Origin of the sequence: Alteromonas sp. H39, assembly GCF_047556435.1 — a bacterium.
In the GTDB taxonomy this organism is placed as follows: Bacteria; Pseudomonadota; Gammaproteobacteria; order Enterobacterales; family Alteromonadaceae; genus Alteromonas.
In genome coordinates, this window is the sequence record NZ_CP180210.1 from 4,193,222 (window position 1) to 4,217,301 (window position 24,080).

Annotated in this window: 22 protein-coding genes; 5 read left to right on the forward strand and 17 right to left on the reverse strand. The window is 50.2% G+C overall.

Going from position 1 to position 24,080, the window contains the following annotated elements; genetic code table 11:
- Nucleotides 1-268: 268 nt before the first annotated feature.
- The 5 genes from glmS to ACLBLI_RS18290 form a co-directional block, all read right to left on the reverse strand.
- A complete protein-coding gene (gene glmS, locus ACLBLI_RS18270) occupies nt 269-2,101 on the reverse strand; it encodes a glutamine--fructose-6-phosphate transaminase (isomerizing) (protein ID WP_414828958.1) in 1,833 nt (610 codons plus the stop codon).
- 2 nt (nt 2,102-2,103) lie between these two features.
- On the reverse strand, nt 2,104-2,868 hold the full coding sequence (locus ACLBLI_RS18275; RefSeq protein ID WP_414828959.1) for a DeoR/GlpR family DNA-binding transcription regulator: 765 nt from the start codon (nt 2,866-2,868) through the stop codon (nt 2,104-2,106).
- Nucleotides 2,869-2,943: 75 nt separating this feature from the next.
- The gene (locus tag ACLBLI_RS18280) at nt 2,944-3,978 is read right to left on the reverse strand and encodes a Gfo/Idh/MocA family oxidoreductase (RefSeq protein ID WP_414828960.1); all 1,035 of its coding nucleotides are present in this window, start codon (nt 3,976-3,978) and stop codon (nt 2,944-2,946) included.
- Between the two features lie 211 nt (nt 3,979-4,189).
- Nucleotides 4,190-5,551, reverse strand: coding sequence for a bifunctional UDP-N-acetylglucosamine diphosphorylase/glucosamine-1-phosphate N-acetyltransferase GlmU (gene glmU, locus ACLBLI_RS18285; RefSeq protein WP_414828961.1), 1,362 nt, complete (start codon nt 5,549-5,551; stop codon nt 4,190-4,192).
- An 11-nt stretch (nt 5,552-5,562) separates the two neighbouring features.
- Nucleotides 5,563-5,706 (reverse strand): hypothetical protein, encoded by a 144-nt coding sequence (locus tag ACLBLI_RS18290; protein WP_414828962.1) that lies wholly within the window; start codon nt 5,704-5,706, stop codon nt 5,563-5,565.
- A 132-nt stretch (nt 5,707-5,838) separates the two neighbouring features.
- Between ACLBLI_RS18290 and ACLBLI_RS18295 the strand changes: the two genes are divergently transcribed.
- Nucleotides 5,839-7,260 (forward strand): diguanylate cyclase domain-containing protein, encoded by a 1,422-nt coding sequence (locus ACLBLI_RS18295; RefSeq protein WP_414828963.1) that lies wholly within the window; start codon nt 5,839-5,841, stop codon nt 7,258-7,260.
- A gap of 136 nt (nt 7,261-7,396) precedes the next feature.
- Here the strand turns inward: ACLBLI_RS18295 and ACLBLI_RS18300 are convergent, their stop codons facing one another.
- From ACLBLI_RS18300 to ACLBLI_RS18310, 3 genes are read right to left on the reverse strand one after another with little or no spacing between them, the layout of a single operon-like run.
- Nucleotides 7,397-8,299, reverse strand: a complete 903-nt coding sequence (locus tag ACLBLI_RS18300) for a DMT family transporter (RefSeq protein WP_414828964.1) — start codon at nt 8,297-8,299, stop codon at nt 7,397-7,399.
- A gap of 1 nt (nt 8,300) precedes the next feature.
- Nucleotides 8,301-8,756: a methylated-DNA--[protein]-cysteine S-methyltransferase gene (locus ACLBLI_RS18305; RefSeq protein ID WP_414828965.1), complete on the reverse strand. Its 456-nt coding sequence runs from the start codon at nt 8,754-8,756 to the stop codon at nt 8,301-8,303.
- 18 nt (nt 8,757-8,774) lie between these two features.
- A complete protein-coding gene (locus tag ACLBLI_RS18310) occupies nt 8,775-10,136 on the reverse strand; it encodes an Ada metal-binding domain-containing protein (RefSeq protein ID WP_414828966.1) in 1,362 nt (453 codons plus the stop codon).
- 498 nt (nt 10,137-10,634) lie between these two features.
- Between ACLBLI_RS18310 and ACLBLI_RS18315 the strand changes: the two genes are divergently transcribed.
- Complete coding sequence (locus tag ACLBLI_RS18315; protein ID WP_414831004.1) at nt 10,635-11,759, forward strand: serine hydrolase domain-containing protein; 1,125 nt, start codon at nt 10,635-10,637, stop codon at nt 11,757-11,759.
- Between the two features lie 18 nt (nt 11,760-11,777).
- Here ACLBLI_RS18315 and speA read toward each other — a convergent pair whose 3' ends face one another.
- From speA to ACLBLI_RS18355, 8 genes are all read right to left on the reverse strand, one after another.
- Entirely contained in the window at nt 11,778-13,688 is a 1,911-nt protein-coding gene (gene speA / locus ACLBLI_RS18320; protein ID WP_414828967.1) for a biosynthetic arginine decarboxylase, read from the reverse strand.
- A gap of 218 nt (nt 13,689-13,906) precedes the next feature.
- Nucleotides 13,907-14,326, reverse strand: a complete 420-nt coding sequence (locus tag ACLBLI_RS18325) for a hypothetical protein (protein ID WP_414828968.1) — start codon at nt 14,324-14,326, stop codon at nt 13,907-13,909.
- A 101-nt stretch (nt 14,327-14,427) separates the two neighbouring features.
- Nucleotides 14,428-15,246 carry a tetratricopeptide repeat protein gene (locus ACLBLI_RS18330; RefSeq protein ID WP_414828969.1) on the reverse strand — a complete coding sequence of 273 codons (819 nt, stop codon included), beginning with the start codon at nt 15,244-15,246 and terminating at the stop codon, nt 14,428-14,430.
- Between the two features lie 115 nt (nt 15,247-15,361).
- Nucleotides 15,362-16,192 (reverse strand): tetratricopeptide repeat protein, encoded by an 831-nt coding sequence (locus ACLBLI_RS18335; protein ID WP_414828970.1) that lies wholly within the window; start codon nt 16,190-16,192, stop codon nt 15,362-15,364.
- 604 nt (nt 16,193-16,796) lie between these two features.
- Nucleotides 16,797-18,185, reverse strand: coding sequence for an NAD(P)(+) transhydrogenase (Re/Si-specific) subunit beta (locus ACLBLI_RS18340; protein WP_414828971.1), 1,389 nt, complete (start codon nt 18,183-18,185; stop codon nt 16,797-16,799).
- 3 nt (nt 18,186-18,188) lie between these two features.
- Entirely contained in the window at nt 18,189-18,479 is a 291-nt protein-coding gene (locus ACLBLI_RS18345) for an NAD(P) transhydrogenase subunit alpha (protein WP_414828972.1), read from the reverse strand.
- 1 nt (nt 18,480) lies between these two features.
- On the reverse strand, nt 18,481-19,638 hold the full coding sequence (locus ACLBLI_RS18350) for an NAD(P) transhydrogenase subunit alpha (RefSeq protein ID WP_414828973.1): 1,158 nt from the start codon (nt 19,636-19,638) through the stop codon (nt 18,481-18,483).
- Nucleotides 19,639-20,039: 401 nt separating this feature from the next.
- Nucleotides 20,040-20,498, reverse strand: a complete 459-nt coding sequence (locus ACLBLI_RS18355; protein ID WP_414828974.1) for a YybH family protein — start codon at nt 20,496-20,498, stop codon at nt 20,040-20,042.
- 159 nt (nt 20,499-20,657) lie between these two features.
- Between ACLBLI_RS18355 and ACLBLI_RS18360 the strand changes: the two genes are divergently transcribed.
- From ACLBLI_RS18360 to ACLBLI_RS18370, 3 genes are all read left to right on the forward strand, one after another.
- The gene (locus ACLBLI_RS18360) at nt 20,658-21,377 is read left to right on the forward strand and encodes a hypothetical protein (protein ID WP_414828975.1); all 720 of its coding nucleotides are present in this window, start codon (nt 20,658-20,660) and stop codon (nt 21,375-21,377) included.
- A 300-nt stretch (nt 21,378-21,677) separates the two neighbouring features.
- Nucleotides 21,678-22,265, forward strand: coding sequence for a hypothetical protein (locus ACLBLI_RS18365; protein WP_414828976.1), 588 nt, complete (start codon nt 21,678-21,680; stop codon nt 22,263-22,265).
- Nucleotides 22,253-23,767, forward strand: a complete 1,515-nt coding sequence (locus ACLBLI_RS18370) for a S1 family peptidase (RefSeq protein ID WP_414828977.1) — start codon at nt 22,253-22,255, stop codon at nt 23,765-23,767. The genes ACLBLI_RS18365 and ACLBLI_RS18370 overlap by 13 nt, the downstream gene beginning before the upstream one ends.
- 34 nt (nt 23,768-23,801) lie before the next feature.
- On the opposite strand, the gene ppiC is transcribed toward ACLBLI_RS18370, so the two are convergent.
- Nucleotides 23,802-24,080: a peptidylprolyl isomerase PpiC gene (gene ppiC / locus ACLBLI_RS18375; RefSeq protein WP_414828978.1), complete on the reverse strand. Its 279-nt coding sequence runs from the start codon at nt 24,078-24,080 to the stop codon at nt 23,802-23,804.

Sequence of the window (24,080 nt, forward strand, 5' to 3'; positions counted from 1 at the left end):
CTAAAGGCGAACGCGATGTCATCGTTAACTTATGCACGCGACATTAGCGTAAACGTGTGACGCAGGTTACTTTATTGGTGAGCGTATAGTCTGGTGGATAAAGGAGCTGGAGTGCACAGAAAGGCATCGATAGCAGCCAGTAAAACAAGATCTTGCAGCGCCAGCCTGGTGTTATCTGGAAAGATATATTACAGGAAAAGTTATTGTGTTCGGTTATGGCCTCGCACCATAACCGAACGATACCGCTAAACAAAAACGATATTCTTTGTTATTCCACTGTCACCGATTTGGCCAGATTTCGAGGCTGATCCACATCGGTTCCTTTAATCAGCGCTACGTAGTAAGACAATAACTGCAGTGGGATGGTGTAGATAATCGGCGCAATCGGGCCTTCGCAGTGCGGTACGTTAATCACACGCATGGTTTCGTCACTGGTAAACGCGGCATCTTTATCGGCGAATACATACATGATCCCGCCACGGGCACGCACTTCTTCCACGTTTGACTTCAGCTTTTCCAGCAATTCGTTGTTAGGAGCAACCACGATAACCGGCATTTCTTCATCAATCAGCGCCAGCGGGCCGTGCTTCAGTTCACCCGATGCATACGCTTCTGCATGGATATACGAAATCTCTTTTAACTTCAGCGCGCCTTCCATTGCGATAGGATACTGATCGCCACGGCCTAAGAAGAGGCTGTGGTTTTTGTCAGCAAACTCTTCAGCCAGATCTTCAATGCCCTGTGTAATAGCCAGGGTTTCTTCCAGTTTGGCTGGTAAGCTGTGCAGCGAAGTGACGATTGATGCTTTATCTTCCGCAGTGATACCGTTGTGTTCCCCTAATGCCAGTGTCAACATCAGGAACGCCGTTAACTGAGTAGTGAAGGCCTTAGTGGACGCCACGCCAATTTCCGCGCCGGCGCGGGTCATAAAGGCCAGGTCGGATTCACGCACCAAAGAAGAACCTGGTACGTTGCAAATAGTCAGTGAAGACATATAGCCAAGCTCTTTGGCAAGGCGCAATGCAGCCAGAGTATCGGCAGTCTCACCAGACTGAGAAATGGTTACCAACAGGCTCTTCTCGTGAACGACTGATTTGCGGTAGCGGAACTCAGACGCGATCTCGATGCCGCAAGACACATTTGCATATTGCTCCAGCCAGTAACGCGCCGTCATACCGGCGTGATAGCTGGTGCCGCAGGCAATTATCTGAACGTGTTTCACATCCTTGAAAATCTCGTCAGCCCCTGGCCCAAAAATGTCGGCCATCAGGCCATTGTCATCAAGGCGATTTTGCAGGCTGTTTCTCACTACGGTTGGCTGCTCGTGGATCTCTTTGAGCATGTAGTGACGATATCCGGCTTTATCGCCGGCATCATGCTCAATGTTGGATTCCACAACATCGCGCTCAACGGGATTACCGTCTTTATCAAAGATATTCACCTCACGGCGGGTAATCTCGGCAACATCCCCTTCCTCCAGGAAAATGAATCGACGGGTAACCGGCAAAAGGGCCATTTGATCAGATGCAATAAAGTTCTCGCCAAGGCCAAGACCAATAACAAGCGGGCTGCCAGAACGGGCAACCACAACACGTGACGGATCGTCTTTATCCATGATGACGGTGCCATAGGCGCCATGAAACTGCTTCACTGAGTGTTGTACCGCGGCAAGCAGTGTTCTGCCGCTTTTAAGTTCTTCATGCACCGTGTGAGCAATGGTCTCGGTGTCCGTATCGCTGGTAAACGTGTAGCCTTTTGCGGTTAGTGATTCGCGCAGGCTTTGATAGTTTTCAATAATGCCATTGTGCACTACAGCAACGCGTTCCGGAGAAAAATGAGGGTGCGCATTTTTTTCTGTTACCCCACCATGAGTAGCCCAGCGGGTGTGAGCAATACCGGTGGTTCCCAGCGCTTCCCCTTCGGCAACTGCGTCAGCCAGTTCCTGTACCTTGCCGGTGCGGCGAATACGAGACAACGTGCCGTCCTGCTGTAACAGCGCGACACCTGCTGAGTCGTAGCCTCGGTACTCCAGCCGTTTCAGGCCCTCCAGCAGAATTTCTACTACATTACGCTCGGCGACCGCGCCAACAATTCCACACATAGTTATACTCCTTTTGACGCAGCGGTTATCACTTCCACGCCATGCTGTTCGATGATTTTCCGATGCGCATCAGAAAGCTGATCATCGGTAATTAATACGGAAACCTTGTCCCAACATAATTCCACGTTGGGCATTTTATTCTTCACTTTGGATGACTCGGCCATAATTACCACCTTGGTGGCAGCATCCGCCATAGCCCGGGTCAGTCCAGTTAATTCATTGAGAGTGGTAGTGCCACGCTCGACGTCGATGCCTGAAGCACCAATAAAAGCGAAATCATAGTTGTAAGCACTTACCAACTTTTCAGCCATTGCTCCCTGAAAGGACTGCGAGTTTGCATCCCAAGTACCTCCCGTCATTAATACTGTAGGTTCAGCATCACTGGCGGTTAGCACATTGGCTACAGACAGCGCATTTGTCATAACGATGAGGGATGAATAACGATGAAGAAAAGGTACCAGTGATGCGGTGGTAGAGCCGCAATCAATAATGAGCTTTTGGTTATCAGAAATTAATGACGCTGCTGCTTCGCCAAGGTGAGATTTCGCAGGCGTCGTAGCAGTGGATACGTTTCCGGAAGGCATAGGAACCGCACCTCCCATCTGACGCAGAATAAGACCACGTAATGAGAGCGTGGCCAAATCTTTTCGAATTGTCACTTCTGAGGTATCGAACAACCTGGCAAGGTTATCAACTGAAACAAAACCCTGTTGTTTCACCTGTTCAACGATGTCTTTGCGTCGCGCTTCCGCACTGCTAACTTTCATTTCGAAACACTACTACTTACAAAGTGAAATGCATTAAACGGCATTTAGTTTCGAATTACAAGATATTTTGACTGTTTATTCAACAATAACGGTTTTTTGCTGCTTTGAGGATTGCTGCGCCAGCGCGATAATGCGTATTACATCCACTATCGAACCTGCCTCTGCCGGGCCAGGCAGTTCACCGTTACTGTCGATGGTCTGAGCGAGTTGACGGAAAAATGCCAGATAATTTCCGGGTTTCAGCTCTGCGTACTCTGCACCAGTTTCAAGTGACAGCTCACCCCATGCTGCCGTAGCGCGGTGCGCCCATCGGCTGTCACCAAGTGGTAACCCTTCACGCAACTGATTTTCCTGGGGATCAAGGCCAAAACTGCGGAAACTGCCCAGTGTGCCTTGCACATCAAAGCGTAGTGTCTGCGCAGCCTGAAAGGGAGAACTCCCTAACTGCACAACGTGGGTCGGATAGCGTAACATAACGTCAAAGAAATCATCCGATTCGCTGCCTTCACGCAATGGCAATACGGTAGCTGTGACGCTTAATGGCATACCAAACCACTGCAGGGCCTGATCTATCAGATGAGGCCCGAGATCCCAGAATATGCCACTGCCAGGCCCGGCGTTCTCGCGCCAGCGGTCACGGGGTTTCGGTCTGAAACGATCGAAGCGGCTCTCGATCCGTTTGATGTCTCCCAGCACTCCGGAGTCCATTAGAGCACTGATAGTCAGAAAGTCGTCGTCAAAACGTCGGTTATGATACACGTTCAGGCATCTGCTTTTCTCTTTCGCCAGAGTTACCAGCGCCTGAGCGTCATCTACACTCAGCGTAAAAGGCTTTTCCACCAGTACATGACACCCTTTATCCAGCGCCAGGCTGGCTTGCTCTGCATGCAGGTGATTGGGTGTAGTGATGATCACTAAATCAAACTGTTTCGCATCCAGTGCATCCTCCAGCGTTGGGAATACCTGTGTTTCAGGCTCGCTATCTTTTACGTCCTGTGGCCGGGAAGACACCACTGCGGCCAGAGAAAACGCCTCAAGATGACGTAGAAACGGTAAATGAAAGGTCGTTGCGGAAAAGCCAAAACCCACCAACAATGTAGAGATTGCCATAGTTGCTCCGTGGCCAGAATGTTTCAAGTGTCGCGAAGGTAGTGTGTGGTTTCATTATGATACACCCACATACCATTGCCAGTGTGACGCGACTGCAATTGCACCGCTGCTGTCACCAGCCCTTATCGCAACTCACAAGTACGTAACTGCAATGAATGCGAAAGCACACGCGCTCAGGCCTGCGGCGACCTGAGCCTGATTACTCTGAAAACTATGCTTTTTTGGTGGGGCGGGGCCAGTCTGGAATATTACGCTGCTTACCTCTGGCTACAGCCAGTGCACCAGCCTCCACTGCGCCGGTGATCACTGATCCCGCGCCAACAGTCGCGCCATCTCCAATCACGACTGGCGCAACCAGCGAAGAATTTGAGCCGATAAAGGCGTTCTCACCAATTGTTGTCTTCGACTTGTTTACACCATCATAGTTACACGTAATGGTGCCGGCGCCGATATTGGCATTGGCCCCCACTTCCGCATCGCCCAGGTACGTCAGGTGGTTAGCCTTGGCACCTTCGCCAAGCACGGCTTTTTTCATTTCCACGAAATTGCCAACCTTACTGCCGTCCTTCATGACCGCTCCCGGACGCAACCGCGCAAAGGGCCCAACGGTACACTCGGCGGCAACCTGAGCATCCTCAACTATCGAGTTGGCCTCGATAACCGAGTTAGCGCCAATCTTACAATTCGTCAGTATACAGTTAGGGCCGATGATCACGCCGTCACCCAGCTCCACGTTCCCCTGCAGCACTACATTCACGTCGATCGTGACATCCTGACCAGCCGTCACCGCTCCGCGAATATCCAGCCTGGCGGGATCAGCCAGCGTTACGCCATCCATCATCAGCGCGTGGGCTTGCCGCGCCTGCAGCGCGCGCTCGAGATTGGCTAACTGCGCTCGGTTATTGACGCCCTCCACTTCAACCGGTGCGTCTGGCTGTGCAGCCTGTATGCGCTTGCCCTCGGCGGCTGCCATGGCGATCACGTCAGTCAGGTAATATTCACCCTGCGCATTGTCATTGCGCAGCTCGCCAAGCCAGCGCTTCAGGTCAGCGCCACCCATCATCATCATGCCGGTATTGATTTCGCGTATCTCGCGCTGGGCGTCACTGGCATCTTTGTGCTCAACAATCGCCGTGATGTTGTCGTTTTCACGGATGATTCGGCCCATCCCGGTTGGATCATCCAGCTCTACCGTCAATAATGCCAGGTCGCATTCTGCTTTTACCGCTTTCAGGCGTTCCAGCGTTTCCTGACGAATAAGCGGCGCATCGCCTACCAAAATCAACACATCTTCATCATCTTTTATCGCATCTGCCGCTTGTTGAACAGCGTGGCCGGTGCCCAGTTGCTCGGCCTGCAGACACCAGTTCAGGTTGTCACCCTCAAGCCGCGCTTTCAGCTGTTCGCCGCCGTGTCCGTATACCAGGTGGATCTGGCTGGCATCCATGGCCTGTGTGGTGTTAATAATGCGCTGTACCATCGGCAGCCCACCTACCGGATGCAACACTTTCGGCAATGCTGATTTCATCCGGGTTCCCTTACCCGCTGCCAGAATAACCACAGAAAACGCCATAAGATGTCCTTTTATTCGATGTGTTGATACAAAACCCGGATAGTGTAACCAAGCCCATCACCGATGTCAGCGTTTACGCCACGTGACTGACTAAAAGATACGTTTATCCAGAACGAAATTGATACTGAAGCGATCAACAGTTCCTTATATTCCATCTGGTAGTTCACCTTTTGAGCAGGTATACTCTCGCAATTGCATATACGGTTCGAATTGCCTGTGATGACAACACAGCCTGCATCGCCATATTTAAATACACGTTCAGATTTGCCAGGGAGCGCGAGTAGTCAGTGAACGCCTTCAGGACTCTCCACAGAAGCATTCTTCTTCTTTTTGCCGTTGTTGTTATTGCCATTGTCACGTTGGTGCACTTTAGCATTTCTAAAATTGTGGCAGAGCAAAGCCGTGCCCAGCAACAGTCCTTGTCGCCCGCTATCTCACTGATTGTCGATCAGATCCTGAAGCCGCTACATACTGCCGAAGCGCTTGGGAAGTCGCAGGAACTGATCGAGCTCATGGAAGCAGACTCGTTGGATGAGGATCGGGTAATGCGCACGTTGCTGCGTCTGGAAGACGAATTCGGCCTGACCTTTTTTATCGCCAGCGAAAAAGAACGCATGCAGTACCATTCGTATGGTGAAAAGCGCAAGCTTGAAGAAGGCAAAGTCAGTTGGTACTTCAAGTATAAAGACGTCGATGCTGATGCCGTTGCCGATATCGGCAAGTGGGAAGACACGCATTTTTACATTGATATAAAAATATATGACGACAGCGGACAATTTCTCGGCTTTTTTGGTGTAGGCAAAAGTCTCGAAAGTTTTATTAATATTTTCGAGGTCTACAAACAGCAGTATGGATACGATTTTCTGTTTGTCGATGAGAAAGGCGATATCATGCTGTCTTCTGACAGCAACCTGATTGCGGAATATTCAGATTTTACCAATCTGGAAGAGCTGCCTTGGTTCGCCAGTCTGCCGGAAGAGACCCAGAGCCTGCGAGCCCTGAACAATAAACTGGTCACCATTGACCAGAAGGACTATCTGATTGCTGAGGTCAAACTTAATCAGTTTAACTGGACTGTTTATCTGCTGAGCCCGCTGGATGATCGTCAGGCCGAAATCTCGCAGGCGTTTATCTTCAGCGTAGTCACGCTACTGATTGTCGTTTTTTCGCTGTTTTTGCTTATTTATAATCTGCTGTATTACTTCCGTCGCGATATGCAGCCTGAACTCATTGTCAGGAATGCCAACCGGCTTCCGGACCGCAACCACATAGAGCCGATTTACAACGACCTCACTGAGCGCAGGCAGTCTATCAGCGTGATCCTCGTGGACATTGATAATTTTACCGCTATAAACGACACCTATGGTCGCAACACCGGTGATGAAGTGTTGGATAAAGTTGCCACTTTCCTGTCCTCCCATACCCGAGAGGACGATGTGATAGGGCGCTGGAGCAGCGAAGAATTTATTATTTTCCTGCCTGACACCGGCCCGCACGAGGCCACAGAAATAGCGCAAAACCTGCGTCACGGGCTGGCGACATCTGCGCCACTTTCCAGCCACCCACAGCTGCAAATTACCGGCTCTTTCGGGGTGTCATTTACCGCCAGTAAGCGCCCGATGAACGAAGTCACCGCGCATGCAGAAGATGCCCTGTATCAGGCCCGTCGCGATGGCTGTAATCTGGTTCGCGTGCAGCTTATTGACTAGGGCATGACCTCAGCGCCTGTTGTCCCCAGGCAGAGCAGGTGACAGCCGGCACCGGCGGAATATTTCAGAAGGCGGTAGTAGTGATATCAATCCGTATTCATGCGCTGAGTGAGCGATTAATACACCAGGGTATTTCTCAACCGGTACCGGTTACCTTGCCTCGTTTGTGTCGCTGACGCAGCAGTCCGGCAGCCCCTGTGGTAAGCGCGACACCTGTAAGGATCATGATCCCGCCGGTAATGGCCTGTACCGACAACGTCTCATTAAGAAACACCAGCCCCCAGAAGATCCCGAACAACGGTACCAGGTAGGCCACCGTGATGGCTTTTGCCGGTCCCACGCTGCCAATCAGGTAAAAATAAAGAATATAGGCAATGCCGGTTCCACCAACGGCCAGCGCTGTCGCATTTAGCCATGCTGTTGTCGAAGGCATGCTGTCGGGCAGTGTGGTAAGCGCGAAAGGAAGCAGCAACACCGATGCCATCAGCTGACTGCCGGTGGCGATGGTCAGTGGACGCGTGGTTGTCAGCCATTTTTTAATCATGCTTGCAGCAAGGCCGTAACACGCGGTAGCAATCAGTACCGTTAAAATGGGAAGAAAGCTGACCTCACCACTGCCCACTTTTTGCTGACTGATTACCGCGACGCCGGCAAAGCCCAGTATCAGTCCGCCTACGGCGACTGGCGTAAGTCGGTCTTTTAACCAGAAATACGCCACCAGTGCGCCAAACATGGGAGCTGTCGCATTTAAAATTGCCAGTACACCGGCCTCAAGATGCAGGCTACCATAATTGAACAGTACGAAAGGGATCGCGGTGTTTATCGCACCCACCAACGCAATCGGCTTCCAGTCGCGAAACATATTGCGCCAGTCACCGGTCGCCAGCAGAAATGGCAACAACACCAATGTGGCCAATACCGTGCGAAACTCGACTAAGGCGTAAATACCAAACTCTGGCGCCGCTACCCGCATAAACATGAACGAGCCGCCCCAGATAGCCGCCAGTACGATAAGCGCCACGATGTGCTTTATTCCCATATCAGATCTTCACTCCTTCCAGGTTAAGCAGATACCGCTTTCGTTCTAGCCCACCTGCATAGCCTGTAAGCGAACCATTGCTGCCGATAATACGGTGGCAGGGTACAACAATCGCGACCGGGTTTTTACTGTTTGCCATACCCACGGCGCGCACCGCTTTGGGGTTGTCCAGCTGCACTGCGATGTCACCGTAGCTGGCGGTTTCGCCGTAATTTACGCGCAGCAATTGCTGCCAGACACGTTTTTGAAAGTCAGTGCCCTGCAAGTCGAGAGGTAAGTCAAAGGTAGTGATATCACCGGCAAAATAAGCCTGCAACTGTTCACAGGCCAGCGCGGTAATTCTGCCTGGCTGATTGTTGTGTACCCGGTTGCCGGTAAACGTCACAGCCGTGACGCCGCGCTCGCTGGCACTGACGGTCAGGTTGCCACAGGGGCTACGAAAGCTTTGAGAATACATCTTTTTTCCCTATCAATATCAGGCCAGTTGCCACAGCTGCATAGTTAAATAACTTCGCCAGGGGTGTGCTTTTTCCGGGTTCAGCAGATGCTGCGCCGCAATTTTACGCACGATCAGGTCGCCTTCCAAATAAATATCCGGTTCAGAGAACCCACGCATTTGCAGGTAACTTACTGTCCAGGGTCCTATTCCTTTTAGCGCCAGTACGTCTTTCACGTTAATGTCCGCATTCACAGTACAATACCGGGCGAAATCACGTAATGCCTGCTTTCTTGCCCCCGGCATTTTCAAAAAGCTCAGTTCAGACTCGGCCACCGACTCTGCGCACGGAAACGCAGTCCCCAGTGACGTTGCCTCGCCAAGTTCACGGGTTAAGTTTGCCACCTGATTAACGGCGGCTTTAACGCTTACCTGCTGACCAAGAATAGCGCGACAACCAGCTTCAAAGGCGCTCCAGCAGCCTGGCAAACGAAGTCCCTCAGTAATAAGCGCTTCGGGAATCCCGGCAGCTATCAACGTGTCCCGTATGACCCGAGGGTCGGCGTGTAAGTCCAGCACCCGGGACAGGCTGGCAATGATTTTGTGAGTAAATTGCAGGTTGTCCACTGACACCGTTACCGCAAAGCCATGCCTGTCAGGATGATGTCGAGCCATGACATAACCTGAACCGTCTTCGTCACCAAGGCAACGCCAATAGCTATTGTCGCTGACACTCTCTGTACCAGCGACAGCACGTTGCTGTAAGAAAGTTCGCACCTGTCTCCAGTGATAAGGGGGCCGGTAAGGCAGAAACAGCGTAAGAGCCGGAGTTTGCCCAGCATGCCCCTGCGCCCTGCGCAGCGAGGCGGGGGTGACTTTACAGTATTGCTTCACCGCCCGTTGTAATGCTCTGGCATTTTCAAACCCACAGCTATGCGCTACCTCATCTACTGGCAACACAGACTGCTGCAACAGCTGTTTGGCAAAAAGTACCTTTTGCATAGTCTGGTAAGTTTTGGGCGAGACGCCAAAGTGAGTGTTTACCAACTTATTTAGATAGCGGTTGCTGATACCTAAACGAGACGCGATTTTTGCCACCGGCTGCGGCGGAATAGCACTTAATAACCTTTCTGCCCGCCTGACTGTTGTCTGCACCCCCAGCCACGCATAAGAGTTAGGTGCGCTGTCTGGCCGACAACGCAGGCACGGCCTGAAGCCCTCACGAAGTGCGTGGGAGGCATGTTCAAAGTAGCGTACATTTTTTTCTGCAGGCAGCCTGGCAGGACATACCGGACGACAGAAAATACCGGTAGACGTCACACCGACGAAAAATACGCCATCAAAACGTGGATCACGACTCATCCGTGCCCGTGAATAGTCGATATCGGTGTAGTGTGTCATGAAGCCAGCCGTAAAATGAAAGTGCAACGACGTCATCATACGCTGAATGTGTCAGCCTGACGCGTCAAAATCGGCACTGACAATGAACTATCGCATGACGGACGAGTCCCACTCTGGCTGCAGGTTGATTATGCTCTGCGCCATACGCATAATAGCGAGGGGCTGTTGATCTTTGGTGTACAAATTTTGGTCTGACTGTAAGCCTTTTTAATCGCGAAGCTGTTCTGTAAGCCAGTTGGGCTGAGTTAAAGGACGGCAACAGAGAGTAAAAGGCCTGCATGACGACACCCTTCGGGCAGTGCCTGTGTGTCATCTATACTGCGTAGCATGTTTTCGGTTTCACCTTGCAGACCTTCAAACATCCGCCTTGTCCAGACAGCACGCAGACCGCGGCAAAAATGTACGGCAAAGATCAACAGCTCCTTGGTAATAACACATCACCACAAGGGATGGTGGTGATAATAATAATCAGGAGCGACTTTGCCCACACCCCTCGCCATGTTTACCCGCCAAGCTTTCGTTGCGGTTTTGTTGCTCAGTATGCTACTGGTTCCCGTATCCGTGTCTGCCAGAGACTGGATAGACAATTATGCTGACTATGTTAAGCGTCAGGCAATCAAATATCAGGTGCCTGGCTATGCGTTTGTATATTATCAGCAGGGTGAAACCCCAAAGGTATTTGTGTTTGGGAACACACACCGTGGTGGTGATAGGATCACAGAGGACACGGTATTCAGGCTGGCGTCGGTATCAAAAACCTTTACCGGGATCCTCACCGCAAAGCTACACGAGCAGGATATTCTGTCACTGTCCACGCCCATCTCAGCGCTTACGCCAGACATAGATTTCAGCGGCAATGGCATGAATGGTCTGCAACTGCAGCATATTGTCGGTCAGTCTTCCGGTTTTATGCCCAACGCGTATGATAATCTGATTGAAGCTGACTATCCGCTTCGCCGGGTACTCGAACAACTTGGAGAGCTGGAACCGATTTGCAAGCCAGGCGAATGCTACACTTATCAGAATGCGCTGTTTGGGGCTATCGAGTATTACCTGACTAATCAGAACACCTCATACCACAGACAGCTTCAGACCCAGCTTTTCACGCCGCTTGGCATGCGTACTGCCAGCGCTGGCAAGGGCGCATTATTGTCTTCAACAGAGTGGGCCCGCCCCCATATCGCCATCGCGCGTAATAAGTGGCGAGAAGGCTTAGTGGAAAGCAATTATTATCGTTTCACGCCAGCGGCCGGCGTTAATGCCAGCATTCGGGATATGACCATTTATCTGCAGGCATTACTCGGCGAGTTTCCAACGGTGGTCACGCCTGAGATCATCGATAAAGTCACCACACCGCGCGTAGTTACACGACGCGAAACCTACCGCCGTGGCTGGCGTGGGCATCTGGACGAGGCACACTATGGTCTTGGCTGGCGAATTTATGATTTCGACGGGCATCGCATCAATTATCATGGTGGCTGGGTTAAAGGCTATCGCGCTGACGTCGCGTTTGCGCCGGAGTCTGGAGCAGGGTATGTGATGCTGATGAATGCGGAGTCGAACATGATCAATTCGACTACCGCAGAATTCTGGAAACGCTATTTCGCTAACAAGCAAAAATAGCGTCTCCCTGCGTGACGTCTATGGTTTTAAGTAGGTGTAGCCGTTAAGACAGTTTTCGTAAAAATCTGTCCACTTGACCGCTTCTCTGGGATTAAAATTACCCAGTGAAATCTGCTTATCAATCAAGCGTTTTACATCCGACGCCATGGCGCGTGGGTTGTATTGCATAATGTTCAGAACATCCTCGACTGATGAGCCTTTTACAACTTCCTCGATGTAGAAATCCTGTGGGTCGTCATCATAGCTATAGATGTGAACTTCATTCAGGCGACCAAACAGGTTGTGCATGTCACCCATTACGTCCTGGTATGCGCCGGTCAGAAACAGTCCAATGTGGTAATGCTCACCTTTTCTCAGCTTATGCATCGGGATCACGTCACTGATCTCACGTCCAATTGAGAACTGATCAATTTTGCCATCGCTGTCGCAGGTAATGTCCACTAGCGAACAATTGATTTCCGGGCGTTCATTCATGCGTGTCAGAGGCACAACCGGCAGCAGTTGATCGATTGCCCAGGTATCGGCGGCCGACTGAAACACCGAAAAGTTACACAGGTATTGCGAAGACAAGCTGTAATCCAGCTCCTGAAGCTCTTCCGGCACATACTCAGCATTGGCATAGTAGGCCTGCAACCGGGTCATGATTTCCCAGTACAGGGTTTCGATTTTCGCCAGCTCTTCCAGGGTGAGTACACGCAGTTTAAATGCATCAAGCGCCTGCTCTTTGTATTGCGACGCGTCGTTGTAAACTTCCTGCATGTTACTCTGCTGGTCAAATGTCTCTGCCAGCTCGCGCATGTTCCGGACAAAAAAGTGCTCGCCCTCTTTGGAATCAGTATTGATGCTGGCGCTGTTTGACTTAATTTCACCGACAATTTCGGTAATCACGCAGCTATGGTGAGCCGTGATCGCGCGACCACTTTCGCTGACCAGGTTTGGATGCGGTACGCCTTCCAAATCGCACATCTCTTTCATGCCATAGACGACGTCTGCAACATATTCCTGCATGCTGTAATTACGCGACGATTCGTTTGTCGAATTAGTGCCGTCGTAATCAATGCCCAGGCCGCCGCCCACATCAACGTAGTCAAGCGGAAAGCCCATTTTATGGAGATCGGCATAGATGCGGGCGCCCTCTGTCATGGCTTCTTTTACAGCACGAATGTCGGTGAGCTGACTGCCAATATGAAAGTGCAGCAGCTTCAGGCAGTGAGCCATTCCGTGTTCTTCCAGATAGCGCGCCGTTTTAATGATTTCGGTAATCGTAAGACCAAATTTAGCACGCTCTCCACCGGAGCTTTCCCATTTACCGCGGCCCTTCACCGTCATTTTGGCTCTGACCCCAATAATGGGTTCGATATTTAGCTCTTTGGCAACTTTTACCAATAACAACAGTTCGGTGTATTTTTCCACCACAACCACAACTTTGCGGCCCAGTTTTATGCCAAGTAGTGCCAGACGCATAAATTCATCGTCTTTATAGCCATTAAGCACGGTCAGTGAATCTTCGTTGGTATTCATTGCCAGCACGGTTAGCAATTCTGCCTTTGAGCCCGCTTCCAGTCCGTAATTAAACGGCGTACCGGCGTCGACGATTTCTTCAACCACCTCACGCATCTGGTTCACTTTTACCGGATACACACCCTGATACTGTCCCTGATATTCTGCTTCCTCGATCGTGTCGCGGAAAATGGTATTTAAGCTGGCCACCTGCGAACGCAACACATCATGAAACCGCACAACCACGGGGAACTGCACACCTTCTTCCCGGATATCATCGATAACCGCCTGAAAGTCGATATTGATACTGGTGTCGCCAGGGACCGGCGTCACCTGTACATTGCCATTTTCGCCGATACGAAAATAGCCACCACCCCATTGCGAGACGCCATAGACTCGCTCAGCTTCTTCAATGTTCCATTCTGACAATGTTCTTCACCTCAATTTGCAGTTGGCTGTTAGTCGTTACACTGCATGTTAACCGTTCCGGCGGACTGATACTGATACACCAGGCGGCAAACTCCATAACGGAATGCGTTGCTTGCCCCGAAGCATGCAGGACCCGGCCCGACAATGCCGCGTATTATAATCAAGCTATGCGTGGACGCTATGAAAATCAACGGATTTTCATTAAATTCTGTACGTGGTTAACAGACAGGTTCGGGTAGCCAAAGTGCAATTTCTTTTACGACGTTTTCGCTTACCCGCGGGGTGATCCATGCTAATAACGCGTCACTAGTGGTTACCCGCTCCAGAGGAAATGGTTCACCTTCAAAAAACGGAAGCAGATGTTCGGCCGCGCTTATGTCACTTAACAGCCAAATCTCGCCTTTCTGATTTCGCCGGTCCATCGTGATTGCGACCTTGGCTTTCGATTGCTTTACAACGTCTGGCACACGCCAGCCACGCATATCGGCAACCACATAAAACGCTTTGCCTTTGCGTTTATTCATTTCATTACAAAGCGCACTCAGGTAAGCAATGTCGGTTTTAAGATCCCACTCCACGGACTTTTTAATAAGGATGCAGTTGCCGCAGGTTTTAATGGAAAAAGAAGGGGTTGCCATAATAGGGCGCGTTGCCTGAAATCGTACATAAGTTGTATATACTATAGTAAATCAATTCCGGCATTGGCCCCATTAAAAGTGCATTTAAAAATAGCGCATTGTTATTTTATGAAATACCAGATGTAACGCTGAAACTCTTCCAAGTCTACTGATTTACAGTTCGCCACTTCGCTGCAAGTTCGGCCGCGTATGCGGGTGCCGGTGCTGGCACTGTTAATATCATTCGGACTATCCTGAAATTCCTGTAAGCCGAACAGCAGTAACTTTTTAAGATCAGGTCCATTCACGGTGACGACTTCGAATGCCTTGTCAGAGGCCGGTGCCGTGCGCACGGTAGACTTTACATTAGCAGAAACAGTGTCTGACTGATTCACTTTTCCAATAGCGGCCATCGTTTCCGGTAGCGTTGTTGCCGTCAGATTTCCCTTTTCACGCAAACGCATCAGCGGTTGATTGATGGCGTGATATTGCGCCTCGACAGATTTTGCCAGATACGGATCGGCCCGCTGCAAGTCAACAATCCCGAATTCCGGATTCGATAACATTTCTCCGGCAAAATAGGTTGCATGCTTATGGCCACGATTAGCGGCATCTAACAGGTATTTCAGGCCGTTCTCTTTATCATCCGGGTCGCCTGAGTTTAGCATCATCAGACCGGCCTTATAGCGGCCATGCAACGATCCCCAGCGAGCGCCCCGCTTGAAATACTTCAGGGCTTTGTTTTTATCTGTCTGTGTACCATATCCATTGAGATACATATCGCCCAGCAACACGGCTGCATCTGAATGAGTTCGCGCGTATTTCTGATACATCCCAAAAAGCTTCTGACAGTCGTCGCTGTCGCACTTTCCAAACTGAAGCGTGTCCGCTTTAGCAACCGTGCTTATTATAAGCAATCCAAACAGAATCAGTGTTCGCATACGTTTTTCCCTTTCCTTGTTTACGAGCCACCAGTCAAACAAACCGTATGTGAACAAAGCCTGAACTTGCTACATGAAATAAAAAAGCAGCGTTTGGACGCTGCTTTTTTTGGGATTACTGAATTTCGTAGGATATTTTTCTTCTGAATCGGGTTTTAAAAACAGAAGTACAGTTCCAAAGATCATCGCAGGTTTTGCCTCGAATTCGCGTTCCTGTTGTGCGTTGGCGAATGTCATTGTCCGACGTACTGAAGATGGACAGCCCCCACGTCAGCATTTCCTCAAGTTTGGGGCCATTTACGGTAATAACTTCGTATTTATCATCCGCCGGTGCGTCGCGCAAAATTACCTGATTGTCTTGTTTCTGCTCCGTGGCCGCATATTCAGCGTTCACTACCTCCACTTTTTCCAATGTTCGAGGGAACTGGTTTGGAGTTAACTGTCCGGCTTCCTGCAATCGGTGCAATGGAAAGTTCACAAGAGGATGGCCATCTTCAATTGACTCTGCCAGCCAGACATCCGCTTCCTCGAGATCCACCATGCCATACTTGGGGTCAGAATATACCTGAGCCAGTAAAAATTTGGCATTACGATGCTCGCGTTTTGCGGCATTTCTCAGGTAGTCCAGTCCATCCCCGACATCATCCGGATCGTCGCTTTCTATCATTAACTGACCGGCTTTGTACATGCCCTGCATTGAGCGCCAGCGTGCAGCACGTTTGAACAACGAGAGCGCTTCTTCCGCATCGGGTTCCGTGCCATAACCGTTGAGATACATGTCACCAAGGATCGCCGCGGCATCTGCATGGGTTCGCGCATAGGTGTGGTACCGTTCAAACAAGGAAGCACAATCGTCAGTGTCGCATCGGTCCATTTCAAAGGTTCTGGCATCTACTGCACCACTGACTAGCAGCGCGAAGGTAAGAGCAATTGCAGGTAGTTTCATCTTTTCGTCCTTGATATTTAAAGTTGTTGGCTTTACACGCGCTAACCGGCCGGCAAATTTCACCGGCTCACTGTTAGCCATCTGCAAAGAGGATGGACCCCATTTGTCAGGGTAATCGTACGCAAGTATTCACCACACCCAGCGTTCATCCCCCGCAACAGTAATTAATGACAACAGAAGGCGTTGCAGCGTGGTGTTGTACAACGTGTAAAACCAGTTTTGCACAGAAAAGTGATATCTTCCAATTCAGTGTTAAATTAATGTTAATTTTTAATTATTTAGCGAGGGATAAACACTTCGAAACCGTGGCTACGCGCAGTTTGCGCAAAGTGTCTGAAATGCGTAACGGAAAGAGGGTAAACCCGCGTAATTCTGAATTGCGTTACGGGTTTACAACCCTGTAATTTATAGAGATAGTATCGCGGTACAACGCTATTAATCCTCAGTACATGGTGCCCTTTTTATATTGATTGTCGGCTGTATTACGGTCTGATGGTTGCCACTATGGATGGCATTCTGGTTAGTTTCTGATAACCAAACGCCTGTACGCACAACGAAAAAGAGCCGGTATACCGGCTCTTTTTATTTACCCGTTAATTTTTGATTAATCGTCACCAAACTCGCGAATAATACTGTTGATAGTTTCCTTGGCATCGCCCAGCACCATGCGGGTGTTATCTTTAAAGAACAGCGGGTTATCCACCCCGGCGAAACCGGCATTAGCAGAGCGCTTAAGCACAAACACGGTTTTCGCGCGATAGGCTTCAATTACTGGCATGCCGTAAATCGGGCTGCCTTTCATTTCTTTTGCGGCAGGGTTTACGACGTCGTTGGCACCAATGACAATTACCACATCGTAATTTTCCATACGCGGATTCACGTCGTCCATTTCATGGAGCTGATCATAAGGCACATCCGCTTCGGCCAGCAGCACGTTCATATGCCCGGGCATACGACCAGCCACCGGGTGAATGGCATAATCCACCGTACAGCCATTTTCTTCCAGCAGTGTCTGCAGCTCACGAACCGCGTGTTGCGCCTGTGCCACGGCCATACCGTAGCCAGGAACCACCAGCACAGCCTGTGCCGCTTCAAGAACGTAAAAGGAGTCTTGCGCTGACAACACTTTAATTTCACCGGTGATGGCTTCGCCCGCTTCCACTGGTTTCGCAAAACCTGACAACAGCACATTCATCAGTGATCGGTTCATGGCCTTACACATGATGTTGGTCAGAATAAGTCCCGATGCCCCTACCAGCAGACCCGTGACAATCAGTATGGTGTTACCCACCGCGAGCCCCGCCGCAGACGCCGCTATACCGGAATAACTGTTCAGCAGCGCGATTACTACCGGCATGTCGGCACCGCCAATTGAAATAGTAGCCCATAAGCCAAAGCTAAGCCCCAGTGCAATAGCGATATACAGCCACAGTGGATTACCCGGGTCGGTCACAAACAGATAACCTACCACAACCATACCCACCAAATGCAAAATGCTCAGCTCTCGCAGGCCGGTAAAAATCACGGCTTTTGAAGACAGCTTACCAGACAGTTTTCCCCATGCGATCACCGAACCGGAGAACGTTACGCCGCCCACCAGCAAGGTAAACAGCACAGTAATAAACACGAAATTGCCCGACGCGTTAATGGCAAAGGGTGTCATGGCACTGACAGTTGACCAGCCCAACAGCAGCGATGCGGCACCACCGAAACCATTAAACAGCGATACCATTTCCGGCATCTGCGTCATTTGTACAGAGCGCGCTTTCCACGCGCCATACGCCCCGCCTATCACGATACCCAGTACGATGTAGTGATAACTGATGATGTCGCGGTCCAGTAATGTCACCACTACCGCCACCAGCATACCAAGCGCTGAGATCATGTTGCCCTTGCGCGCTGTAGAAGGGTGGCTCAACAGTTTAAGACCGAGAATAAATAACGCTGCGGCGACAACGTAAGCGAGATTAATTGTGGTTGCTATATTCGTCACGTGTCACCTCCTATTTTTGTCTTTTTTCTTGAACATGCCGAGCATACGGTCTGTAACCAGATACCCCCCTACAACGTTAATACTGGCAAGCGCGACCGCTGCAGTGCCCAGAATCGTAGTGAGTAAATTATTGTCGGAACCGGATGCCACCAAGGCACCGACCAACGTGACCCCCGAGATAGCATTAGAGCCTGACATCAGCGGAGTATGCAATGTCGCAGGGACTTTTCGGATCAGCTCGAAGCCCAGCATGGCTGCCAGAAGTACAATAAACAGCAGATAAATCGTTTCCATCTCAGGCTCCTTCGTAAGCTGATTTCAGCATGTCGTTAATAATGTTTCCGTCATGCGTGATTACGCAGCCGGCCAAAATGTCGTCCTCTAAATCGAGGTTAAACGTCCCGCTCTCATCATCCAGAAATTCATCCAGCAAGTTGAAGATGTTGTTGGCGTACATGTCTGTTGCCGCGCGCGCTACCTGTTGACTCCAGTTGCCCGTTCCGATAACTTTTACACCATTTACGTCAACGGTTTCGCCAGGTACAGAGCCCTCCACGTTACCGCCTGACTGCGCAGCCATATCTACCACGACACTACCCGGCTTCATCATTTCCAGCGTATTCTTGGTGATCAGCACTGGTGGTTTTCGTCCAAACAACTGCGCGGTAGTAATAACGATGTCTGAGCTGGTAATGGCGTCGCGTTGCGCGTCCTGCAGTTTTTGCTTTTGCTCCTCGGTAAGCTCTTTTGCATAACCGTCTTTGGTTTGCCCGGTTTCACCGATATCAATTTTTAAAAACTTACCACCCAGCGACTCAACCTGCTCCGCCACGACCGGCCGGGTATCATATGCCAGCACATTCGCACCTAGTCGTTTGGCTGTGGCGATGGCCTGCAGACCGGCTACACCGGCACCGATAATAAAGACTTTCGCGGGCTTGATAGTGCCTGACGGCGTCATCATCATAGGCAGAATAGAGGGCAGATGCGTGGCCGCCTGCATTACCATAACGTAACCGGCGAGACTGGCTTGAGAGCTCAGTGCATCCATCTTCTGGGCGCGGGAGGAACGCGGAATCATCTCGACAGATATTGTCGTCATTCCACTTTCACTTAACTGGGTCACCAACGGCTGCTGAAAAAAGGGATCGATGTGACCGACAATCAGCGTGCCCGGCTTTAGCTTGGTGATGATGTCCGCAGGAGGACGATTAACGCATATCAGCGCATCAATATCGCTTACGGCCCCATTCACATCATCTATAATTGAAGCCCCCGCTTCTTTTAATTCAGAATCTGAATAATGACTGGATACCCCTGCACCAGTCTCGACCAAAATTTCTACATTTTTCCGGCTCAAACGCATCACACTCGACGGTGATACGGCGCAGCGTCTTTCCTTGCTGCCAGACTCTGAAGCCTGCTTTGCCTCATTTAAAATCAGGATTTTCATGATTTTCTCCAGTTGATCAGGCTTCCCTGAGGATGACACTCTTCATACCGTGACGGCTATTTCAATGCATTATGTCAATCATTCGGAATGGAAATCCATTAATGATTGAATAAATGTTATGCAAAATAAATATAAAAACGGAAAATAACATTGTTGAATAATTGCGCATCAACAGTATCTATTGGCACAAGCACTGTATCTGCGGAGTAATCAGAATGCCGAATGCAATAAATACCAGTTATATAAAAGACTGAGAACCTGTCACAAACAGGAACATCATATGAAGGAAGTTGCACGGCAGAACTGAGGGCTGATACCCTCAGATTGATGGTCTGCAATGCGGCTTTGTTTTTGCTTTGTCTCCACGCATTTTGCAGTGACACTAACCTGTTCGCTTCAGCTTAGTGAGAAGCCGCCATTGTGGAGTTAGTTATATCCCGGCGTAAATACCATTTGCCGTTCACGCGCTTCCAGATAACCACGTAATTTCCCTTATCAGCAACGTTACCCTCAGCAGTGGTTAATGTGTAAGTACCGATTTCATGCGCATTACTGCCGTGACTTTGAATCTCTCGAGGAGTCAGTGCAATGCCGGTAAGGCCAGCATCCATGCCATTCTGAATATAGTCTTGAATCGCTTGTCGCCCCTCAAGTGGCGCCATACCCGGCACCATAAATACGGCATCTTTGGTATACAGCGATGCGACTTTTTGCGCATCTCCTGCTTGCCAGGCTTGCATAAACCTGTCATTAACGGCATGTATCGCTTTTGCTACTTCCCCCTTTTCTGCATTCGCAGCCATACCAGGTGCGCTGAAAATCAACAGCAATATCATGATTACACTTGCATGCACTTTCATTTTCCGGTTCCTCTTTCTGGTGTCAGCAAAGTGTAGACCATGATACTGCGACAGCAACCAGCCCCTTTATCCGCGTCACCACAGATGGTATCGATGCTATCGCTATCTGGACGGAAAACACGTTACACTGGCGACATCATTTGATTGTTTTTCTTAGCTATGTCAAACCGGATACGTTGCTTCTCGCTGCTTACAATTCTCTCTCTTGCCTGCATCTCGTCTGCACAGGCAATGCGTGCCGGTGATTACTATTACTTTATTTCCGAGCGATGCGAGCCAAGGGGGCCACAAGAGCCAGAACAGAAAGCTGCAGTAACCCCCGATGTCCGTCTGTTTGATATCGTGCCTGCCGGGATCAGTGATTACTACGTAAAGATGAATACCAGCGCGTTAGCCGACTATCCGGAAGAGGGGCAGCGCTATCTGGATGATCTGGCAAAGCAGCAAGCTTATACCGCGGGAGAAAGTTCAGACAATCCGCAAGAAACGCATCACGACTTTATGTTACAGCGCGAAGCCATTGATCTTGCTGAGCTCATCAGAACACTTAACGTGTTTTCACAACGTCAGTCAGATACCGGATATTTTTATAAAAAGCTTCTGACACTTTCCGATGACAAAGCACGTTTTAAAGCTGTTACCCGGGTACGTCTTACCGAGACTGGAGTGGACAACGCCCTGTACCTCACAACCTTTACCTCAGAATATTTCAAGCTGGATGATAACGGAAGCGCCGCAGCAGAAGCGTTTATTACCGTTGATCATGCAAAAGCGATAACGCGCCACCTGCACGATGCTGATAGCCCGTATGCGCACTTTGTCAGTGAAGGGATTTGCGCAGAGAAGTGGGTGCCGGCTAATACCGGCGAGCAGGATTAATTCGCTAATGCGTGCGAGCGCTAGCTAACAGCATAAGCCCTGCCACTAAAGCTGTGTAAAATCAGCACACACTGCACTGCCAGTGAATGGCTTGTCGCCACGCACTTTGTAAACTTCTCTTTCAAAAAGGAAAAGGAAACTGGAATTTATCGGAAACAGGGACCAAACTAGATAAACAGCGTGACGCCGTATCCATAAAAAGCAAAAACTTGTTCGTATACCAACCATATTGCTGTTCTTGATTGTAAAGTTTTGACCCAGCGTGCGTAGCGCTCTGCCAGGATTCGAAGGGAACAGTACATGAGCAAAGTGGAAGACTTCATTGCGGGTGCCAGCGTTGGGGCGCTCACAGGATTACTCATCGGTTTATCTACCGCATCGGTCGTGGGTACAGCAATCAGCGCCATCGCCGCCATTCTCGCCGCCGTATTAGGGCTTACTAAAGCCAAGCCTGAGCATTTTGAACAACAGCGATCCAGAATAATGGGGTTTGGTATCTTTGCCACTCTGGCCTTGCTTGGCGGCTTACTGCTGCGTGTTCAGGATATTCTCGCGCCTTCAATTAGTGACCAGATAAACGAGTGGAAACGTGCCGGCTACACAGAAGACGTAGCCCGTGCCTACGCCGCTTTTGAGCGGCTGGGTATCAAGCCAGACGGTGCTGACATTATCTCGAAGCCCGGCCCTCTTACCGTTCTCTCGTCCAGCACCAGCTCGACTCACTGTAACAATCTGAAACCAGGAAACCGGACTGCTGCCCAATGGGTAAGCGCCGCCCGGGCAGAAGACGCGCCATGGCCCGACATTGCCGATATCGTTGAAAGTAGCCGCGCAGAATCACAGGCAGATATTGTTAACGCAATATGGAGGGTGTTATGCGAAGTGTAAAACGGACCACGTGCTGTTTATTGACGGCGCTTAGCCTTATAACTATAGAGGCTGGCGTAGCTATGGATGCCGACACATTGCGGGAAGTGAAAAAGTCGGTTGTCAGGGTTCAGGCCAGGCAGTGCGCAAACGATGCCCAGAATGGCAGCGGATTTCTTTACGGTAAAGCGAATCAGGTTGTTACAGCGCTACACGTTATCGCCGGTTGCCAAAAGTTCAGCGTGTACCATGAGGAGTCAGGTAACACGTTAACAGCCACCGTTCTGAAAACATTTAAGAAAGCGGATATGGCGGTATTAACGCTAAGTGCGTCACTTCCACACGCCGTGCTTACGCGGTCTAATCTGCAACCGGAATACAACGACCGGCTTATCGTAATTGGATACGAAGCAAATGCTCCGACAATGGATGACACCGAACTGCGGGTTACCTCGGGCAGTAACCGGCTGGCGGATATGCTGAACGACAAAGCCATCACGCTGATAAAGCAGGTAGGCATGCCTTCTGTTGACCTTGAGATCCTGCGCTTTGATGGTCATCTCATCCCCGGTATTTCAGGCGGCCCCATACTGAACAAACAAGGCGAGGTCGTTGGCATTGCAGATGGCGGACTGGAAAGCGGCACCGCCAGTATCAGTTGGGGTGTACCCATTAAAAACTTTTATCACCTGATGTCGGGGAACGAGCTGGACATGTCAGGACAGGCATCCGGCGACGGAACCCTTACCGCCTCCCGCGTTTTTTCCGCTGACACCGATATTAATATGGGGAAAAGTATCAACTGCGGCCAGTTTACGTTCAGAAAAATGCGTACCCGCAGTCTCAATGATCTCTATCAAACATCAGACTCCCCAATGGGCATTTCTCAGCTTATCAATGCTGCCCACTATGCCGGACACGCTAATCTTAATCCAGGTTTTGATATTTATATTCATCAGGCGTCTGGCGGTGCGTTTGCGATCCCGCAAGGGTGGGAAGTTGAAAAGTCCGGTAACCACTGCAGGGCATACAATGACACCGGGAGTGTAGAGATTCGGTTAGCAGGCGCGCAGGTGTCAGGCCCCATGGATGCCCAGCAAGTATCGGTTAACTTTGAATCGATGCTGCTGGAAAACGACACATTGCTGGCACAGATTGATCCCAACTGGAGTTATCTGCAGCCCTTTGTTAGAAGCGATGGTCTTGTCGCCAACAGAAAGTCAGCGATGCTGTATTCCCAGGCCACACTTTGGCAGCCTCCAATGTTTAACTCCTATGTGATGGAAACGCTGCTTGTGCGCTATGATGCCTTCCTGGGCATTGCCGCCTTTGACCGTTCGCTGTGTCGCATCAACAACTATAGTCCCGGCTGTGACCCTTCACGACCTGTAAACCGGGATTTTGTTGAAGCATCGTTAGGCGCTGCGCTGTCGACTTTTCCCTGTGGTCGCACCGATAAGCAGTTCGCAGCACAATTTGCAGGCAACAACGTACAAGCCTGGAATAACGGCTACTGTGGATGAACCTGCCTACTTCACCGATTACACAAGGCCGGAACTAACTACGATACAGCGTTTTGATAAGGTGATAGCCAAAACGCGTTTTTACCGGCCCGTGCACTTTTAGCACTTCTTTCTTAAACACAACATCGTCAAAGGCTTTTACCATCTGACCACGCCGAAATTCGCCCAAATCACCACCACGCTTACCCGATGGGCAGGTAGAATAGCGCTTGGCGAGGCTGCCAAAGTTTTTGCCTTTTTTAAGCTGCTCTAAAATCGATAAGGCTTCTTTTTCTGTTTTTACCAGAATGTGCAGTGCGGATGCGGTTGCCAT